Source organism: Microbacterium aurantiacum, assembly GCF_021654035.1.
Classification (GTDB): domain Bacteria; phylum Actinomycetota; class Actinomycetes; order Actinomycetales; family Microbacteriaceae; genus Microbacterium; species Microbacterium aurantiacum.
On record NZ_JAJPDW010000001.1, the window covers coordinates 177,056 to 192,477 of the forward strand.

Sequence of the window (15,422 nt, forward strand, 5' to 3'; positions counted from 1 at the left end):
AGAACCCGGGCGTCGTCCTCGATCCGCGCCGACACACGCCGTCGAAAGGCGTCACGCGGTGTCATTCCGCGTCATCCGGCGTCATGCGCCGTTCGGGTGGCAGTTGTGGCCGCCTCAGCGTGGGGGAGGCGGCCAGTGCTGCCACATGAACGCCGCCCGCGCCGCGCGCACCCCCGCCTAGAGCCGCGCGACGAGCGACTGCCCGGCGGCGCGGCCGGTGAAGATGCAGCCGCCGAGGAACGTCCCCTCGAGCGCGTTGTAACCGTGAGCGCCGCCGCCGCCGAAGCCCGCGGCCTCGCCGACGGCGTAGAGACCCGGCATCCGCGATCCGTCCGGGGCGAGCACGCGGCTTTCGAGGTCGGTCTGGATGCCGCCGAGCGACTTGCGGGTGAGGATGTGCAGCTTCACCGCGACGAGTCCGCCGGCCTTCGGGTCGAGCAGCCGGTGGGGCTTCGCCGTCCGGGTGAGACGGTCGCCGAGGAAGCGGCGGCTGTTGTGGATGCCGATCACCTGCTGGTCCTTCGAGAACGGGTTGGCGATCTCGGCGTCGCGCTGGCGGATCTGCCGCTCGATGTGATCGGCGTCGAGGATCGGGTCGTCGGTCAGCGCGTTCATCCTCGCCACGAGGTCACGGACGGTCGTGGCGGTGACGAAATCGGGCCCGAGGTCGCGGAAGGCGCGCACCGGGGGAGGCGCCCCGCGGCCGAGTCGGCTCTTGATCAGCAGGCGGTAGTCGCGGTTCGTGATGTCGGGGTTCTGCTCCGACCCCGAGAGGGCGAACTCCTTCTCGAGCATCTTCTCGGTGAGGATGAACCACGAGTGGTCGAACTCGGCGAGGTCGGGGGTGGTCCGCAGGAGCTTCAGCGTCCCGAGCGTGTCGTAGCCGGGGAGCCCGGGCGCGGGGAGGCGCCTCCCGCGCGCATCCAGCCACATCGACGATGGCCCGGGGAGGATGCGGATCGCGTGCCCCGGCCAGATCGGATCCCAGTTGCGGATGCCCTCGGTGTAGTGCCACATGCGATCGCGGTTGACCAGGCGGGCACCCGCGGCGTCGGCGATGTCCAGCATCCGTCCGTTGACGTGGTGCGGGACGCCGGTGACCATCGAGCGCGGCGGTGTCCCGAGGCGCTCGGGCCACCATTTCCGCACCAGGTCGTGGTCGCCGCCGATGCCGCCGGTGGCGAGCACGACCGCCTGCGCGCGGAGCTCGAACGCCCCGATCGGCTCGCGATTCGAACGGATGCCGCGCGCGGCGTCGTCGGGCGCGAGCCGCGTACCGTTTACCCCGACGACCGCGCCGTTCTCCACGATCAGCCCGTCGACCCGGTGGCGCGAGTGCAGGCGGACGAGGCCGGAGGCCATCGCCTCCCGCGCCCGGTCGGCGAACGGCTCGGAGATCCCGGTGCCCGTCCCCCACGCGACATGGAACCGGGGGACGGAGTTGCCGTGACCGCCCGCGGTGCCGTCGCCGCGCTCGGCCCAGCCGAGGACAGGCGCGAAGCGGATGCCGTGCTCCCGCAGCCACGGGAGCTTCTCGGTGGCCGCGAACTCGACGTACGCGCGCCCCCACCGCTGCGCCCACTCGTCTTCGGGGTGATCGCCGTCGAGGCGGTCCCAGCCGGCGGAACCCTGCCAGTCCTGCCACGCGAGATCGAACGAGTCCTTCACCCCGAGGCGGCGCTGCGCGGGGGAGTCGACGAGGAAGAGCCCGCCGAACGACCAGAAGGCCTGCCCGCCGAGGTTCTGACCGTTCTCCTGCTCGACGATCGCCACGCGCTTGCCCGCGCGGACGAGTTCGCTGGTCGCGACGAGGCCCGCCAGGCCCGCGCCGACGACGATGACGTCTGCGTCCATCCGCCCATCATGGCCGCTCCGGCGTGCAGACTCGACCCATGGGTGCCGTCCTCGTCTCGCAGCTGCTGCTCCGTGTGGCCTCCGCGGCGGGCGCGCTCGTCCTCCTCACGAAAGGTCCCCCATGCGCGGAGTCATCATGCACGCCCCCGGCGACGTCCGGGTCGAAGACCGCGACCACCCGACGGTCGTCGAGCCGACGGATGCCGTCATCAAGCTCGCCGCGACCTGCATCTGCGGCTCCGACCTCTGGCCGTATCGCGGCGCGGAGCCGGTCGATCATCAGCCGATGGGGCACGAGTACGTCGGCACGGTGACCGAGATCGGTGCGGACGTCCGCACCCTCGCCGTCGGGGACTTCGTCGTCGGATCGTTCTTCGCCTCCGACAACACCTGCGAGATCTGCCGCGCGGGCTACCAGACCCACTGCGTCCACCGGCAGCAGGGAGCCCCGGGCGGGGCGCAGTCGGAGTACGCGCGGATCCCCCTCGCCGATGGCACGCTCGTGGCGACGCCCGGGCAGCCGGACCCGGATCTGATTCCGTCGTTGCTGGCGGCATCCGACGTCCTCGGCACGGGCTGGTTCGCCGCGGTCGCCGCGGAGGTCGGCCCCGGGAAGACCGTCGCGGTCGTCGGTGACGGTGCGGTGGGACTCCTCGGCATCCTCGCCGCGAAGGAGCTGGGCGCCGAACGGATCATCGCGATGTCGCGGCACGCCGATCGGCAGGCCCTCGCGCGGCGGTTCGGCGCCACCGACATTGTCGAGGAGCGCGGCGAGGAGGGCGTCGCCCGGATCAAGGAGCTCACCGGTGGACTCGGCGCGCACTCCACCATCGAGGCTGTGGGCACCCAGGAGGCGATGATGCAGGCGATCCACGCGACCCGCGCCGGCGGGCACGTCGGCTTCGTCGGGGTGTCGCACGATGTCGCGATCGACGGGTCCCAGCTCTTCCGCTCGGGTGTGCACCTGCACGGCGGACCGGCTCCGGTGCGGCGTTTCCTCCCCGATCTCATCCGGCTCATCTGGGACCGCGAGATCGACCCGGGCGTGGTGTTCGACCTCGTGCTGCCGCTCGAGGAGGCCGCCGAGGGCTACCGCGCGATGGACGAGCGTCGGGCCGTCAAAGTCCTGCTGACGGTCTGAGGGCGGTGCGCTGATGCTCGCCGTCCGAACCTCGTCCCGCCGACTCGGTGTCGCGCTGGCGGCGCTCGCCGTGGGCGGGTTCGTGCTCGCGGGGTGCGCGGGATCCGTGTCTCCCTCCTCGTCCGCGCCGTCGACGTCGGAGCCGGGGGAGTCGGCGGCGGTGGTGCCGCAGGGTGAGCCCGCGACGGTCGCGGCGGACCTCGCGGCGCCGTGGTCGGTCGCCGTCGTCGGTGGTGCGGTGCTCGTCAGTGAACGCGACACCGGCGACATCCGCGAGATCGTCGGGGACTCCACGCGCGTGGTCGGGACGGTGCCGGGCGTCGTCTTCGGCGGCGAGGGCGGGCTCCTCGGGGTCGCCGCCGACGGCGACGACGGGCTCTTCGTGTCCTCGACCGGACCGGACGGCAACCGCGTGCAGCGGTTCGACGTGTCCGGAGCGCCGGGGTCGCTCGCGCTCGGTGACGCGGAAACCCTCCTCGACGGCATCCCCTCCGCCCGCACGCACAACGGGGGACGGATCGCGATCGGCCCGGACGGGATGCTCTACGTCACGACCGGTGACGCGAACGTGCCCGATCTCGCGCAGGACCGCGACTCGCTCGCCGGGAAGATCCTGCGGATGACGCCGGAGGGCGCGGTGCCGGCGGACAACCCGTTCCCCGACTCGTTCGTCTACAGCTACGGGCACCGCAATCCGCAGGGCATCGCGTGGGCGGAAGACGGGACGCTCTTCGCGTCGGAGTTCGGACAGAACACGTGGGACGAGCTCAACATCATCACCCCCGGCGCGAACTACGGCTGGCCCGTCGTGGAGGGCCAGGGCGACGGGGCGGACTTCGTCGACCCGGTGCAGCAGTGGGCGACCGCGGAGGCGAGCCCGAGCGGCATCGCCGTCATCGAGGGCACCGTGTTCATCGCGAACCTGCGCGGCGAGCGGGTGCGCGCCGTTCCGGTCGCCGACCCGTCGACGGCGACGGAGTTCTACGTCGGGGAGCTCGGGCGGATCCGCGACGTCGTCGCCGCGCCGGACGGCGATCTGTGGATCCTCACGAGCAACACCGACGGCCGCGGCTCCGGCCCGCGCGACGGCGACGACCGGCTGCTGACGGTGGCGGTCGGGTGATGGCGCTCCCCGTGATCGGTCCCGTCGCCGCGCCGGGCATCCACATCATGACCTTCAACATCCGGAGGCGCTCCTCGCGTCCCGGCGGTCCGATCGCCGACAGGTGGGAGCGTCGGCGTTCGCTCGTGGCCGAGGTGCTCCGTGCCGAGCGGCCGGTCGTGCTCGGCATCCAGGAGGCGCTACCGGATCAGGCGGATGCCGTGGCCCTCGCCCTCGGGGAGACCTATCGGCGTCTCGGTCGGGGGCGCGAGCGCGAGGGGCGCGGCGAGGGGTGTCCGATCTTCGTCGACACCGCGCGGTTCGACATCCTCGCGCACCGGCAGGTGGCGCTGTCGGAGACGCCCGAGGTGCCGGGGTCTCGCGGGTGGTTCGCCGCGGCGCCGCGGACCGCGGTGATCGCGACCCTGCGCGACCGGGCGACCGGATCGGTGTGCGACGTCGTCAACACCCACTTCGATCACGTGTCGCCGCTTGCGCGAATGCGGTCGGCGGAGCAGATCCGTCGGATGGTGGTCGAGGGCGGACGCCCCGTCGTGGTGCTCGGGGACCTGAACGCCGGAGCCGGGTCGCGTCCGCTCCGGGTGCTCCTCGGCGACGGCCTGCTGGCGGACGCGTGGTCGCGGGCGGCAGTGCGCCGCACCCCGGAGTGGGGGACGCGGCCGAACTACCGGCGGCCCCGCGCCGACGCCCGTCGCATCGACTGGATCCTGGTCGGCGGGGGTCTCGAGGACGAGGTCGACATCGCCGCGATCAACGGCGAGTCCGTGCGCGGTCGCTGGCCGTCCGACCACCTCCCCGTCCAGGCCGTCCTCCGCCTCCCGCCCCCTCCCTGACGCCCCCCTTGACACCGAGACTGCATCCTCCGGTCGAGACTGCACGTCGCGCACGCAGTCTCGACCGGAGGATGCAGTCTCGCGGTCGGGGCTCGCGGTCGGGGGACGCGGTCAGGGGAGGGGGTCAGGGGCCCAGGTAGATCAGCGCCAGAGGCACGAGCATCAGGATGCCGAGCACGCCGCCGATGATCGACAGGACGAAGCGCGTCCCCCGCCGCACGGCCACGATCACCCCGATCACGCCCAGCACCAGGGCGATGCTTCCGGCGATCGCGAGGAGCGGCACGAGGACGATCCCGAGCCACCAGATCGCATTCATCTCGGGGATCAGCCCGATGAGGAAGACCGCCAGTGAGGGCAGGAGCAGGAGGGCGGCGACGATCACGGCGATCAGGCCGAGGACGTCGAGGCGGCGCCGCGGGCGCGCAGGCGCCGGCATCGGTGCGGGCGTGGTCATGTCGTCCCCTTCGTCGGAGCTCGTCGGATCCATCCGGATCCATCCGGTGCGACCCGGTGCGACCCGGTGCGATCCTATGGGCATGGACCCCCGGTTTCGCTAGCGTGAGACCCGTGGATCCGCGACTGATCATCGGCGCCCAGGTCGATTCCGGCGACCCTGCCGAGCTCCTGCCGACGAAGTTCAACCGCCATACGTTCTGGTGCGGGCAGAGCGGGTCCGGCAAGACCTACGCGCTCGGGGTCGTGCTCGAGCAGCTCATCGGTGCGACGCGACTGCCGGTGGTGATCCTCGATCCCAACTCCGACTTCGTCCGGCTCGGCGAGACACGGACGGATGCCGATCCCGCCGCCGCGTCCGCGTGGGCCTCGCGCAGCATCCGTGTCCTCGGCCCCGGCGGCGACGAGCCGCTGAAGATCCGCTTCGTCGACCTTCCGACCCGCAGCCGCGCGGCGATCATGCGCCTGGATCCGGTGATGGATCCCGAGTTCTTCAACATGGCCCTGCGGGTCAGCGAGCGGTTCCAGGGCCACACCCCCACGCCCGAGCAATTCGCGCGCTGGCTTCACCGAGATGACGACCCCGACCGCCGCCGCTTCGCGATGCGGCTGGAGAACCTCGGCATCCTCGATTGGGATATCTGGGCCTGGGGCGGACGCGACGCCTCCGACGTCATCGACGAGGAGCACGACGCGACGGTCCTCGACCTCGGCGCCTTCCGCGAGCCGGGGGAGTTCAAGGCCGCGGCCCTGTCGGTGCTCGACCACCTGTGGCAGAACCGCGAGCAGCGCCGGCCGCGCCTCATCGTCATCGACGAGGCGCACAACCTCTGCTCGCCGGATCCGCAGACGCCCGCCGACCGGCTGCTGACCGAGCGCATCGTGCAGATCGCCGCGGAGGGGCGGAAGTTCGGGCTCTGGCTCGTGCTGTCCACGCAGCGGCCGTCGAAGGTGCACCCCAACGCGTTGTCGCAATGCGACAACGTCGCGCTCATGCGCATGAACGCCCCGAACGACCTCGCCGCGCTCGCCGAGTCGTTCGGCTTCGTCCCGCAGGACCTCCTCATGCGCTCGCCGGTGTTCGGTCAGGGTCAGGCGATCTTCGCGGGCGGGTTCACGGCCGCCCCGCAGCTGGTGCAGATGGGCGCGCGCCTCACGGTCGAGGGCGGCTCGGACGTCCCGGTGCCGCTCCGGTAACGGCATCCGCTCCGGCAGAGACACCGGGTCCCTCCCGCTCGAACAGCCGCCGCACGCCCCCGCGCGCGAGCATCAGAACGATGATGAGCGCGGTGACGGCGAAGAACCCGCCGAGGCGCACTGCGTCGCCGAAGACGAGGTCGACGAGCTCCAGCACCAGGAACTTGCTCCCCGGCAGCACGAGCACGAGGGCTGCGATCCGGATGGTCCGCCGCCGCCCCGTGATCCGGGCGGGCGAGCGCATTGTAGACCTCGCGCACCCCCCGGGTAAAGATCCCCCTCGATCGGCCCTGCCCCGTTCTGGCCGCATTATCGTGACTGCATGACCCAGCTGCGCCTCGCGAACGCCCCCTCGGCGGCGCACCCGGCGCGCTTCGGCGGGGTCGCCGAAGCCGGTGTGGTCGTCCTCGTGCCGCTCGCCGCGGCGGCGCTCTGGGCCCTGCTGCATACGCCGCACGGCCTGGTCATCCTCCTCGCGATGGTCGCGGCGCTCATCGTCCCCGGCGTCGCCGCGGTGTCGATCCTCCGGCGCCGCCCGCGCGCGGTCACCCCGGCCGACCGCGTCACCCTCGGCCGTGTCGGGCTCACCGGCGTCGTCGCCGCGGCGACCGTCCTGGTTCTCGCCGGCAGCCTCCCCGCCCGCACGTGGGTGGTCGCCGCCGTGATCGGGGCGGCCCTCCTCCTCGACGCGATCGACGGGTGGGTCGCGCGGAGCACCGGAACGGCGACGGATGCCGGCGCCCGCCTCGACATGGAATCCGACGCCGCGCTGCTGCTGGTGCTGTCGATCCTCGCGGCTCCGACGGCGGGCTGGTGGGTGCTCGCGATCGGCGCGATGCGCTACGTCTTCGTCGCGGCATCCTGGATCCGCCCGAAGCTCCGCGGCGACCTCCCCTACAGCTCCTTCCGCCGCACGGTCGCGGCGATCCAGGGCGTCGCTCTTCTGGTCGCGCTCATCCCGATCGTGCCGGTGCCCCTCGCCGCCGCGTCGGCCGCGATCGCGCTGGTGCTCCTGGCGGCGTCCTTCGGGCGTGACATCATTGCGCTCGAGCGCGCCTGAGCCCGCTTTCCGCCCCGACCGGACGAGAGAGTCATGGATCTGCCCCTTCACCCCCTTGTCGTGCACGCCGCCGTCGTCCTGGTCCCGCTGGCCGCGGTGCTGGTGATCACGGCGGTGTTCTGGGCGCGGGTGCGCGTGCAGGTGGGCGCCGTGGGTGCGGTGCTCGCGCTCCTGGGAACCGTCTCGTTCTTCGTCGCCCACCGCTCGGGGTCGGCTCTCGCCGAGATCGTCGGCACCCCGTACGAGCACATGGCGTGGGCCGACCCCGCGCTCGCCGCGGCCATCGTCTTCGGCGTGCTCGCGGTCGCGTGGTACGTCCAGGCCGTGCTGCTTCACCGGGCGGCGGCTCGGGGCACCGCGCCCGCGCGCGGTCGCTCTATCGCCGAGCGGGTCACCGGCATCCTCGCCTCCGTGGCCGGCGTCGTCGCGTGCGTCTTCACGTTCCTCGTCGGGCACTCCGGTGCGGAAGAAGTGTGGTCGGGCGTGGCCGCGGCGGTCGCCGCATGACCGACACCGACACCGACAGGGCCACCGACGCCGAGCACACCGCGCGCGCCCACTGGTCCGTCGCGCCCGGCGCCGGCGAGATCCGGCTCGAAACCCTGCCGTCTCCGCGCGCCGGGGAGGCCCGCGTCCGGGCGCTCTACACCGGCATCAGCCGCGGCACCGAGCTGCTCGTCCGCCGCGGCGACGTCCCGCCCTCGCAGCACGCGCGCATGCGCGCGCCCTTCCAAGAGGGCGACTTCCCCTTCCCGGTGAAGTACGGCTACCTCTCCGTCGGTGTCGTCGAGGACGGACCCGCCGACCTCGTGGGGCGTCGCGTGTTCTGCCTGCACCCGCACCAGGACCGCTACGTCGTCGACGCGTCCATGCTCACGCCCCTTCCCGACGCCGTCCCCTCGCGCCGCGCGGTGCTCACCGGCACGGTGGAGACGGCGCTCAACGCGCTGTGGGACGCGCCGCCCTGCGCGGGCGACCGCATCGCCGTCGTCGGCGGCGGTCTCGTGGGCGGGGCGGTCGCCCTGCTCCTGCGCCGCTTCCCCCTCGCCCGGCTGCAGATCGTGGATCCGGATGCCGCACGCCGGCGGCAGCTGGCCGAGACGGGTCTCGACACCGTGGCGCCCGAGGACGCGACGGGCGACTGCGACCTCGTCTTCCACGCCTCGGCATCCGAGTCCGGGCTCGCGACCGCCCTCGCACTCCTCGGCGACGAGGCGGAGCTCGTGGAGATGTCGTGGTTCGGTGCGCGCGAACCCCGCGTACCGCTCGGGGAGGATTTCCACTCCCGCCGACTGCGGATCACCGCCAGCCAGGTGTCGCGGATCGGCGCCGCCCGGCGCGCGCGCCGCGACCCGGCCGCCCGTCTCGCGACCGCGCTGGAGCTCCTCGCGGATCCCGCGTTCGACACCCTCATCGCGGCCGACGTCGCCTTCGACGAGATCGACGATGCGTACGCCGCGCTGGAGGACGGCCGCATCGGCCCCGGATGCGTCGTCGTGGCGTACCCCGACTCGCCCTGAACCCGACCCGCCCCGACCTCCGAGAGGACACCATGTTCGGACTCACCGTCCGCGATCACGTCATGATCGCCCACAGCCTGCCCGACAAATTCTTCGGCCCCGCCCAGGGTCTCCACGGCGCGACCCTCGTCGTCGAGGCGACCTGGCGGAGCCCGCGCCTGGACGACCACGCGGTCGTGATCGACATCGGCGAGGCCTCCCGGCACCTCTCCGAGGTGCTCGACCCGCTGCGGTACGCGAACCTCGACGAGCACCCCGCGTTCGCCGGCACGCTCAGCACCACCGAGGCGGTCGCCGCGCACATCGCCCGGGCGCTCGCCGAGCGGCTCGACCCGGCAGCGGGCATCACCGGCATCGGCATCGTCGTGCGCGAGCACCCCGACGCGTGGGTGACGTATGACCTCGACGTCGCTGGGCGCTGACCGCGTCTTCGTCGTCCCCGCCGACCTCGGCGGTCCGAGCGGCGGGAGCGCCTACAACGCCGCGATGATCGCGGCCCTCCGCGCGGACGACGTCGCCGTTGTCGAACACCGCGTCCCGGGGGCCTGGCCGCGCCCGACGGAGGACGATCTCGACGCCCTCGACGACGCCCTCGCCTCGGCGCGGGAGGTCGTCGTCGACGGCATCGTGGCGTGCGCGGCTCCGGATCGGATCGCGGATGCCGCGGCGGCCGGCATCCGTGTCGTGATCCTCGTCCACCTCCCACTGCCCGCCGAATCCGGTCTCTCCGACGCGGATGCCGACACCCTCGCGCGCGGGGAGCGGGCGGCGCTGGAGGCGGCCGACCTGGTGCTCTGCACGAGCGCGTGGGCGCGCGACGACCTGCGGGCGCGCTACGACATCGCGGCGGAGGTCGTGCGACCGGGTGTCGATGCCGCTGACCCTGCCACCGGGAGCGCGCCGCCGCGCCTGCTGATCCTCGGCGCGGTGACCCCGCGCAAGAACGCGCTCCTCGCCCTCTCGACGCTCGCCCCCCTGCGCGCGCGCGATTGGGAGGTCGTCGTGGCCGGCCCTGCCCGCGCCGCGCACCCCTATGTCGCCGAGGTCGAGGCCGCCGTCGAGGCGCTCGGCGCCGATCGCGCGCGCGTCGTCGGACCCGTCACGGGGCGTCGTCGCGAGCGCGTCTGGCGCGAGGCCGACCTGCTCCTGCTGCCCTCGCTCGTCGAGCCCTACGGCATGGTCGTGACGGAGGCCCTCGCCCGCGGCATCCCGGCGCTCGTCGCCTCGGGCACGGGCGCGGTCGAAGCCCTCGCCGCCGGGACCGACGCCGGCGGATCCCTCCCCGGCCTCGCTCTCCCCGCGGACGAGCCGGACGCGTGGACCGACGCGCTCGCGCGCTGGCTCGACGACGCCGATCTCCGGGCCGCCTGGCGGGCCGCGGCATCCGATGCCCGGTCTAGACTTCGAGGATGGCCGCACGCCGCGACGCAGCTGCGGGACCTGCTCCGATGGTGAGCCGTCCCGTCCCCGCCGATTGGCTGTCGCTGCGGCGCCAGGCCGATCACACCGCCCGCGAGGCGGCGCTCCCGCTCGTGGCGGAAGCCGTGGCCGCGCTCGGCACGGAAGACGCCCCGGTCCGCGTCATCGACGTCGGCGCCGGAACCGGATCGAACCAGGCGTGGCTGGCCGACCGCCTCGTGCCGCTCGAGCAGCACTGGATCCTCGTCGACCACGACGCCGATCTCATCGACGCGGTCGATCCCGTCGCGCCGACCTCGGTCTCCTCGCTCACGCGTCGGATCGCCACGGTCGCCGAGCTCCCCGACATCGTCGCCGAGGACGAGGGCCCCGTGCTGTTCACCTGCGCCGCCCTCCTCGATCTCCTCTCCCCGGCGGATGCCGCGGTCCTCGTCGACGCGATCGCCCGGACCGGGTCCGCGGCGCTCCTCAGCCTCAGCGTCACCGGTGCGGTGTCGATCGACCCGCCGCACCCCGCCGACACCGCGATCACCGACGCCTTCGACGCCCATCAGCGGCGCGACGACCTCCTCGGTCCGGACGCCGTCGACCATGTCGCCGGGCTCCTCCGTAAGCGCGGACAGCGGGTGCGGGTCGCCGAGACCCCGTGGCGTCTGGACGCCGCCGAGCAGGCGGCGCTCGTGCAGCGCTACCTCCACGATCGGGCCGACGTGGCGATCGAGCACGCCCCCGCGCTCGCCGACCTCGTCACCGCCTGGCGCGAGGAGCGTCAGGCCCAGATCGACCGGGGCGCGCTCGTCGTCCACGTCGGACACGCCGACATCCTGAGCCTCCCCGCGTCCGCGTGAGCGGAGCCGGACGGATGCCGGGTCCAGGCCGAGGTCGGCTGATCCTCGTCGCGCTCCTCCAGGTGGTGGTCACCGCCGGCATCCTCGCCGTCGTGGTGTGGCGCTTCGGTCTCGCGCCGCTCGTGGACGCGGTGACGCAGCTGCCCTGGTGGGCCTACCCGATCGGGATCGCGCTGGGCGCCGCCGGCGTCGTCGTCCAGGCTCTCCGCTGGCGGGTGGTCGCGCGTCATCACGCGATCCGCATCCCGCTCGGACCGGCGATAGCGCGCTGTTGGCAGGCCTCCTTCCTCAACAGCGTGCTTCCCGGTGGGCTCGCCGGAGACGCGCTCCGCGCCGCGGACGACAGCAGTGACGCGGACGTGAGCGCCGGCCGCCGCGCCCTCGCGAGCGGATTCGCCGCGATGGCGGGGGAGCGCCTGGCCGGCACCGCGGTGGTCTTCCTCGCCGCCGGAGTCGCCCTCGCAGCCCCCGCCCCTCTCTTCGCGCTCGGAAGCCTGGGGATCGCGGTGCTCGTCTCCGTGATCGCGTGGCGGTGGCTCCGGCAGCTGTCGGCGCGCGAGCTGGTCGCCGTCGTCGCGCTCGCCGTCGCCGGGTGGGCCGCGTTCGCGGGGATCTTCGTCGTCTCGGCGCTGGCCCTGGCGCCCGCGTTGAGCCTCTCCGTCCTGCCCGGAACGGCGGCGGTCGCGATCGCGGGTATGTCGATCCCGCTCGGCGTGGGCGGGTGGGGCACGCGCGAAGCGGCGTCGGCGTGGGCGTTCGATCTCGCCGGCTCCACCGCCGAGCTCGGCATCACCGTGTCGATCGGCTACGGCATCCTGGCGCTCGCGTCGACCCTTCCCGGTGCCGTCGTCGTCGCCGTCCGCGTCCTTCCGCGCGCGCGGGAGGTGCGTCGGGCGCGCGAACGTCGTCGAGCCCGGGCGTCGTCCGAGAACGCGCGTGGGTCAGAAGGTGAACTCGGTGCAGAGGTCCGCGCCGAGGGGGAAGCGGCGGACCGGTCCGCGGAGGGCGTCGGCGAGACGATCCTCTCCGTCGAAGCGGATGCCGGGCACGCCGTCGCCGATGAGCACCGGCGCGGTGGTGAGGTAGAGCCAGCGGAGGGCGTGGTCGCCCACGAACCGCGACACCGTCACTCCCCCGCCCTCGATCAGCACCCGTGAGAGGCCTCGCGCCTCGAGCACGGCGAGGATCTCGCGCGGTGTGAGCGACCGCAGCTCCGGCACGCGGACGATCTGCACGTGCGGGCCGACCTGCGTCTCGACCGGGGTCTCGGCATCCACCAGCCAGAGCGTGGGGGCGGCGCCGTCGTGCAGGAGAACGGATGCCGCGGGGATGCGCGCGGACGCGTCCAGAACGACCCGGACGGGGTTGGGTCCGGCGACGGCGCGGACGGTCAGGCGCGGGTCGTCGTTGGCGACGGTGCGCCAGCCCACGACCACGGCGTCGACGAGGGCCCGCAGGCGATGCAGGTGGCGGCGATCCTCTTCGCCGGTGACATAGCAGGCGTCTCCGGTGCGGGCGGCGATGAAGCCGTCGAGACTCTGGCCGAGCTGAGCGACGGCGAAGGGGCCACGGGCCTCCACCAGAGGTGTGTAGATCTCCGCGAGCTGCGCGCACGCGGGCTCGTCGCCGGCGAGGAGCTGCCGCCAGGCGCGGTCGTCGGGATCGGGGGCGCCGCCGCTCGCCGATGAGGGCGTCGGTCCTCCGGCGGTGGTGGGCGGCATCCTCCCAGCGTAAGCGCCCGCTCGGATCTGCGGGTGGGCTCGACGCGTCCCTGCCTGTGTGCCACACTCGGCCCTCGTGACCCACCGCTCCGCCCCTGACTCCGACGCCCCGCTCCTCGGCCGCACCGCCCTCGTCACCGGCGTCTCCCGGCGCCGCGGCATCGGCTACGCCGTCGCGTCGGCGTTCGCGCGCCGGGGTGCGCACATCGTCATCCACCACCACCGCGCCCACGACGAGGAGCAGCCATGGGGCGCCGACGATCTCGACGCGGTGAGGGACGGCATCCGTTCCCAGCTCGTGCCCGGTGCCGAGCTCGTCGACATCGGGGCGGACCTGTCGGATGCCGCGGCGATCCCGCGGGTGATCGAGGCCGCCGCCGCGATCACCGGGTCGATCGAGATCCTCGTGTGCAACCACGCCCGGAGCGGCGGTGACGGCAGCATCCTCGACATGACGCCGGAGACCCTCGATGCGTTCTGGGACGTCAACACGCGCGCGACGCTTCTGCTCACCTCGGCGTTCGCGGCCCGCCACCACGCCCCCGCCGAGCCCCGGCGGCCGGGCGACCGCATCGCCGGCGGCGGGCCTTACGCGGGTCCGACCGGGCACGTCTATTGGATGACATCCGGTCAGATCCACGGCCCCATGCGCGGCGAGGTCGCCTACGCCACGAGCAAGGCGGCGCTGGCCGGCGTGACGACGACGGTCGCGGCGGAGCTCCTCGAGCTCGGCATCGTCCTCAACACGATCGATCCCGGTCCGGTCAACACCGGATACCTGGATGCCGAGACCGCAGATCGCGATCTCGAGGGCCTCGACGCGCGCGTCGCCGGGACGCCGTTCGGCAGGTTCGGTCGTCCCGAGGACCCGGCCGCGCTCATCTCGTGGCTGGCGTCGCCGGAGGGGAGCTGGGTGGTCGGCCAGGTGATCAGCAGCGACGGCGGCTTCCAGCTGGCCTGACCCGCCGCCCCTTGCCGGTCACCTCCACAGGAGATTCTCAGCCATCGGCGCGGGTCTTCGCCTACTGTTACACGGTCCAAGGGGAGTACCCCGACACGGTGGATTCGTCATCACGGAGGCTCTGCGCCTCCCGGGTCGCCGGTCTCCGTCGGAGATGGGGAAGACCTTGGCGTCGATTCGTTCACGCCTCGGTCTGGAGACCCTTTGAACATCACGCCCCTTGTGTGGGGGATCACCATCGCGGTGACCATCGCCTTCTTCGTCTTCGAGTACTTCGCGCACGTCCGCAAGCCCCACGCGCCCACGATCGGGGAATCCGCCCGCTGGTCGGTGTTCTACATCGCGCTCGCGCTCCTCTTCGGCGTCGGCATCGGCATCGTCTCGGGCTGGACCTACGGCGGCGAGTACTTCGCCGGCTACCTCACCGAGAAGGCGCTGTCGATCGACAACCTCTTCGTGTTCCTGATCGTCATGACCGGGTTCGCGGTGCCGAAGATCTACCAGCAGAAGGTGCTGATGATCGGCATCGTCATCGCGCTCATCATGCGCGGTGCGTTCATCGCGGTGGGGGCGGCGCTCATCGAGAACTTCTCCTGGATCTTCTACATCTTCGGCGCGCTGCTGCTCTTCCTCGCCTACCGCCAGGCCTTCTCGCACGGCGAGTCCGACCCCGCCAACGGCAAGTTCATGACGTTCGTCCGTCGCGTGCTGCCGGTGAGCGATGAGTACAACGGCGACCGCCTGTTCGTGAAGAAGGACGGCCGACGCTTCGTCACGCCGATGCTTCTCGTCATTGTGGCGATCGGCTTCGTCGACCTCATCTTCGCCGTCGACTCGATCCCGGCCATCTACGGCCTCACCAACGAGGCGTACATCGTCTTCACCGCCAACGCGTTCGCCCTCATGGGGCTCCGCCAGCTGTACTTCCTCATCGGAGGACTGCTGGAGCGCCTCATCTACCTCGCGCAGGGTCTCGCGGTGATCCTCGCCTTCATCGGTGTGAAGCTCGTCTTCCACGCCCTGCACGTCAACGAACTCCCCTTCATCAACGGCGGCGAGCCGGTGCTGTGGATCCCCGAGATCCCGATCTGGCTGTCCCTGCTGTTCATCGCCGCGACCGTCACCGTCGCGACGATCGCGAGCCTCGCGAAGACCCGCAGCGACCGCCTGCGTCGCCCGGTCGAGGTCACGCAGGACATCGAGGACGCCCGCGACCCGCGCCCCTGACGCCCCCATCGTTTCCCGCACCCCATCCATCACCTCGAAGAGGGAACACTCCTGTGAGCACG

The 15,422-nt window shown here is 72.6% G+C and carries 16 protein-coding genes and 1 pseudogene; 13 read left to right on the top strand and 4 right to left on the bottom strand.

The window, feature by feature from the left end:
- Nucleotides 1-177: 177 nt before the first annotated feature.
- Nucleotides 178-1,854, bottom strand: coding sequence for an FAD-binding dehydrogenase (locus LTL01_RS00865; RefSeq protein WP_236967019.1), 1,677 nt, complete (start codon nucleotides 1,852-1,854; stop codon nucleotides 178-180).
- A 121-nt stretch (nucleotides 1,855-1,975) separates the two neighbouring features.
- Here LTL01_RS00865 and LTL01_RS00870 point away from each other — a divergent pair, with 121 nt between their 5' ends.
- Genes LTL01_RS00870 through LTL01_RS00880 form a run of 3 tightly spaced genes read left to right on the top strand, consistent with a single transcriptional unit; the run spans nucleotide 1,976 to nucleotide 4,951 of the window.
- On the top strand, nucleotides 1,976-2,995 hold the full coding sequence (locus tag LTL01_RS00870; protein ID WP_236967020.1) for a zinc-dependent alcohol dehydrogenase family protein: 1,020 nt from the start codon (nucleotides 1,976-1,978) through the stop codon (nucleotides 2,993-2,995).
- Nucleotides 2,996-3,008: 13 nt separating this feature from the next.
- Entirely contained in the window at nucleotides 3,009-4,118 is a 1,110-nt protein-coding gene (locus tag LTL01_RS00875) for a PQQ-dependent sugar dehydrogenase (protein WP_236967021.1), read from the top strand.
- The gene (locus LTL01_RS00880; protein ID WP_236967022.1) at nucleotides 4,118-4,951 is read left to right on the top strand and encodes an endonuclease/exonuclease/phosphatase family protein; all 834 of its coding nucleotides are present in this window, start codon (nucleotides 4,118-4,120) and stop codon (nucleotides 4,949-4,951) included. Before LTL01_RS00875 ends, LTL01_RS00880 begins: the two co-directional genes overlap by 1 nt.
- 124 nt (nucleotides 4,952-5,075) lie before the next feature.
- On the opposite strand, the gene LTL01_RS00885 is transcribed toward LTL01_RS00880, so the two are convergent.
- Nucleotides 5,076-5,408: a hypothetical protein gene (locus LTL01_RS00885; protein WP_236967023.1), complete on the bottom strand. Its 333-nt coding sequence runs from the start codon at nucleotides 5,406-5,408 to the stop codon at nucleotides 5,076-5,078.
- Between the two features lie 113 nt (nucleotides 5,409-5,521).
- Here LTL01_RS00885 and LTL01_RS00890 point away from each other — a divergent pair, with 113 nt between their 5' ends.
- Nucleotides 5,522-6,604 carry an ATP-binding protein gene (locus tag LTL01_RS00890; protein ID WP_236967024.1) on the top strand — a complete coding sequence of 361 codons (1,083 nt, stop codon included), beginning with the start codon at nucleotides 5,522-5,524 and terminating at the stop codon, nucleotides 6,602-6,604.
- On the opposite strand, the gene LTL01_RS00895 is transcribed toward LTL01_RS00890, so the two are convergent.
- On the bottom strand, nucleotides 6,561-6,848 hold the full coding sequence (locus LTL01_RS00895) for a hypothetical protein (protein ID WP_236967025.1): 288 nt from the start codon (nucleotides 6,846-6,848) through the stop codon (nucleotides 6,561-6,563). The two genes, LTL01_RS00890 and LTL01_RS00895, sit on opposite strands and share 44 nt — an antisense overlap.
- A gap of 78 nt (nucleotides 6,849-6,926) precedes the next feature.
- Between LTL01_RS00895 and LTL01_RS00900 the strand changes: the two genes are divergently transcribed.
- The 7 genes and pseudogenes from LTL01_RS00900 to LTL01_RS14960 form a co-directional block, all read left to right on the top strand.
- On the top strand, nucleotides 6,927-7,664 hold the full coding sequence (locus tag LTL01_RS00900) for a CDP-alcohol phosphatidyltransferase family protein (RefSeq protein ID WP_236967026.1): 738 nt from the start codon (nucleotides 6,927-6,929) through the stop codon (nucleotides 7,662-7,664).
- A gap of 33 nt (nucleotides 7,665-7,697) precedes the next feature.
- A complete protein-coding gene (locus LTL01_RS00905) occupies nucleotides 7,698-8,171 on the top strand; it encodes a DUF2231 domain-containing protein (RefSeq protein ID WP_053546858.1) in 474 nt (157 codons plus the stop codon).
- Nucleotides 8,168-9,184 carry a zinc-dependent alcohol dehydrogenase gene (locus LTL01_RS00910; RefSeq protein ID WP_236967027.1) on the top strand — a complete coding sequence of 339 codons (1,017 nt, stop codon included), beginning with the start codon at nucleotides 8,168-8,170 and terminating at the stop codon, nucleotides 9,182-9,184. The genes LTL01_RS00905 and LTL01_RS00910 overlap by 4 nt, the downstream gene beginning before the upstream one ends.
- Nucleotides 9,185-9,216: 32 nt before the next feature.
- Nucleotides 9,217-9,606 carry a 6-pyruvoyl trahydropterin synthase family protein gene (locus tag LTL01_RS00915; protein WP_236967028.1) on the top strand — a complete coding sequence of 130 codons (390 nt, stop codon included), beginning with the start codon at nucleotides 9,217-9,219 and terminating at the stop codon, nucleotides 9,604-9,606.
- Nucleotides 9,581-10,639: a glycosyltransferase family 4 protein gene (locus LTL01_RS00920; protein WP_236967029.1), complete on the top strand. Its 1,059-nt coding sequence runs from the start codon at nucleotides 9,581-9,583 to the stop codon at nucleotides 10,637-10,639. Before LTL01_RS00915 ends, LTL01_RS00920 begins: the two co-directional genes overlap by 26 nt.
- A complete protein-coding gene (locus LTL01_RS00925; RefSeq protein WP_236967030.1) occupies nucleotides 10,594-11,451 on the top strand; it encodes a small ribosomal subunit Rsm22 family protein in 858 nt (285 codons plus the stop codon). The genes LTL01_RS00920 and LTL01_RS00925 overlap by 46 nt, the downstream gene beginning before the upstream one ends.
- Nucleotides 11,452-11,465: 14 nt before the next feature.
- Nucleotides 11,466-12,275: pseudogene (locus LTL01_RS14960) on the top strand (lysylphosphatidylglycerol synthase domain-containing protein); the annotation flags it as partial.
- Between the two features lie 117 nt (nucleotides 12,276-12,392).
- Here LTL01_RS14960 and LTL01_RS00935 read toward each other — a convergent pair.
- Nucleotides 12,393-13,172: a RibD family protein gene (locus tag LTL01_RS00935; protein WP_082334576.1), complete on the bottom strand. Its 780-nt coding sequence runs from the start codon at nucleotides 13,170-13,172 to the stop codon at nucleotides 12,393-12,395.
- Nucleotides 13,173-13,248: 76 nt separating this feature from the next.
- Between LTL01_RS00935 and LTL01_RS00940 the strand changes: the two genes are divergently transcribed.
- Together LTL01_RS00940 and LTL01_RS00945 are read left to right on the top strand one after the other, a co-directional pair.
- The gene (locus LTL01_RS00940; RefSeq protein WP_236967031.1) at nucleotides 13,249-14,133 is read left to right on the top strand and encodes an SDR family oxidoreductase; all 885 of its coding nucleotides are present in this window, start codon (nucleotides 13,249-13,251) and stop codon (nucleotides 14,131-14,133) included.
- Nucleotides 14,134-14,337: 204 nt separating this feature from the next.
- On the top strand, nucleotides 14,338-15,360 hold the full coding sequence (locus LTL01_RS00945) for a TerC family protein (RefSeq protein WP_236967032.1): 1,023 nt from the start codon (nucleotides 14,338-14,340) through the stop codon (nucleotides 15,358-15,360).
- Nucleotides 15,361-15,422 lie beyond the last annotated feature (62 nt).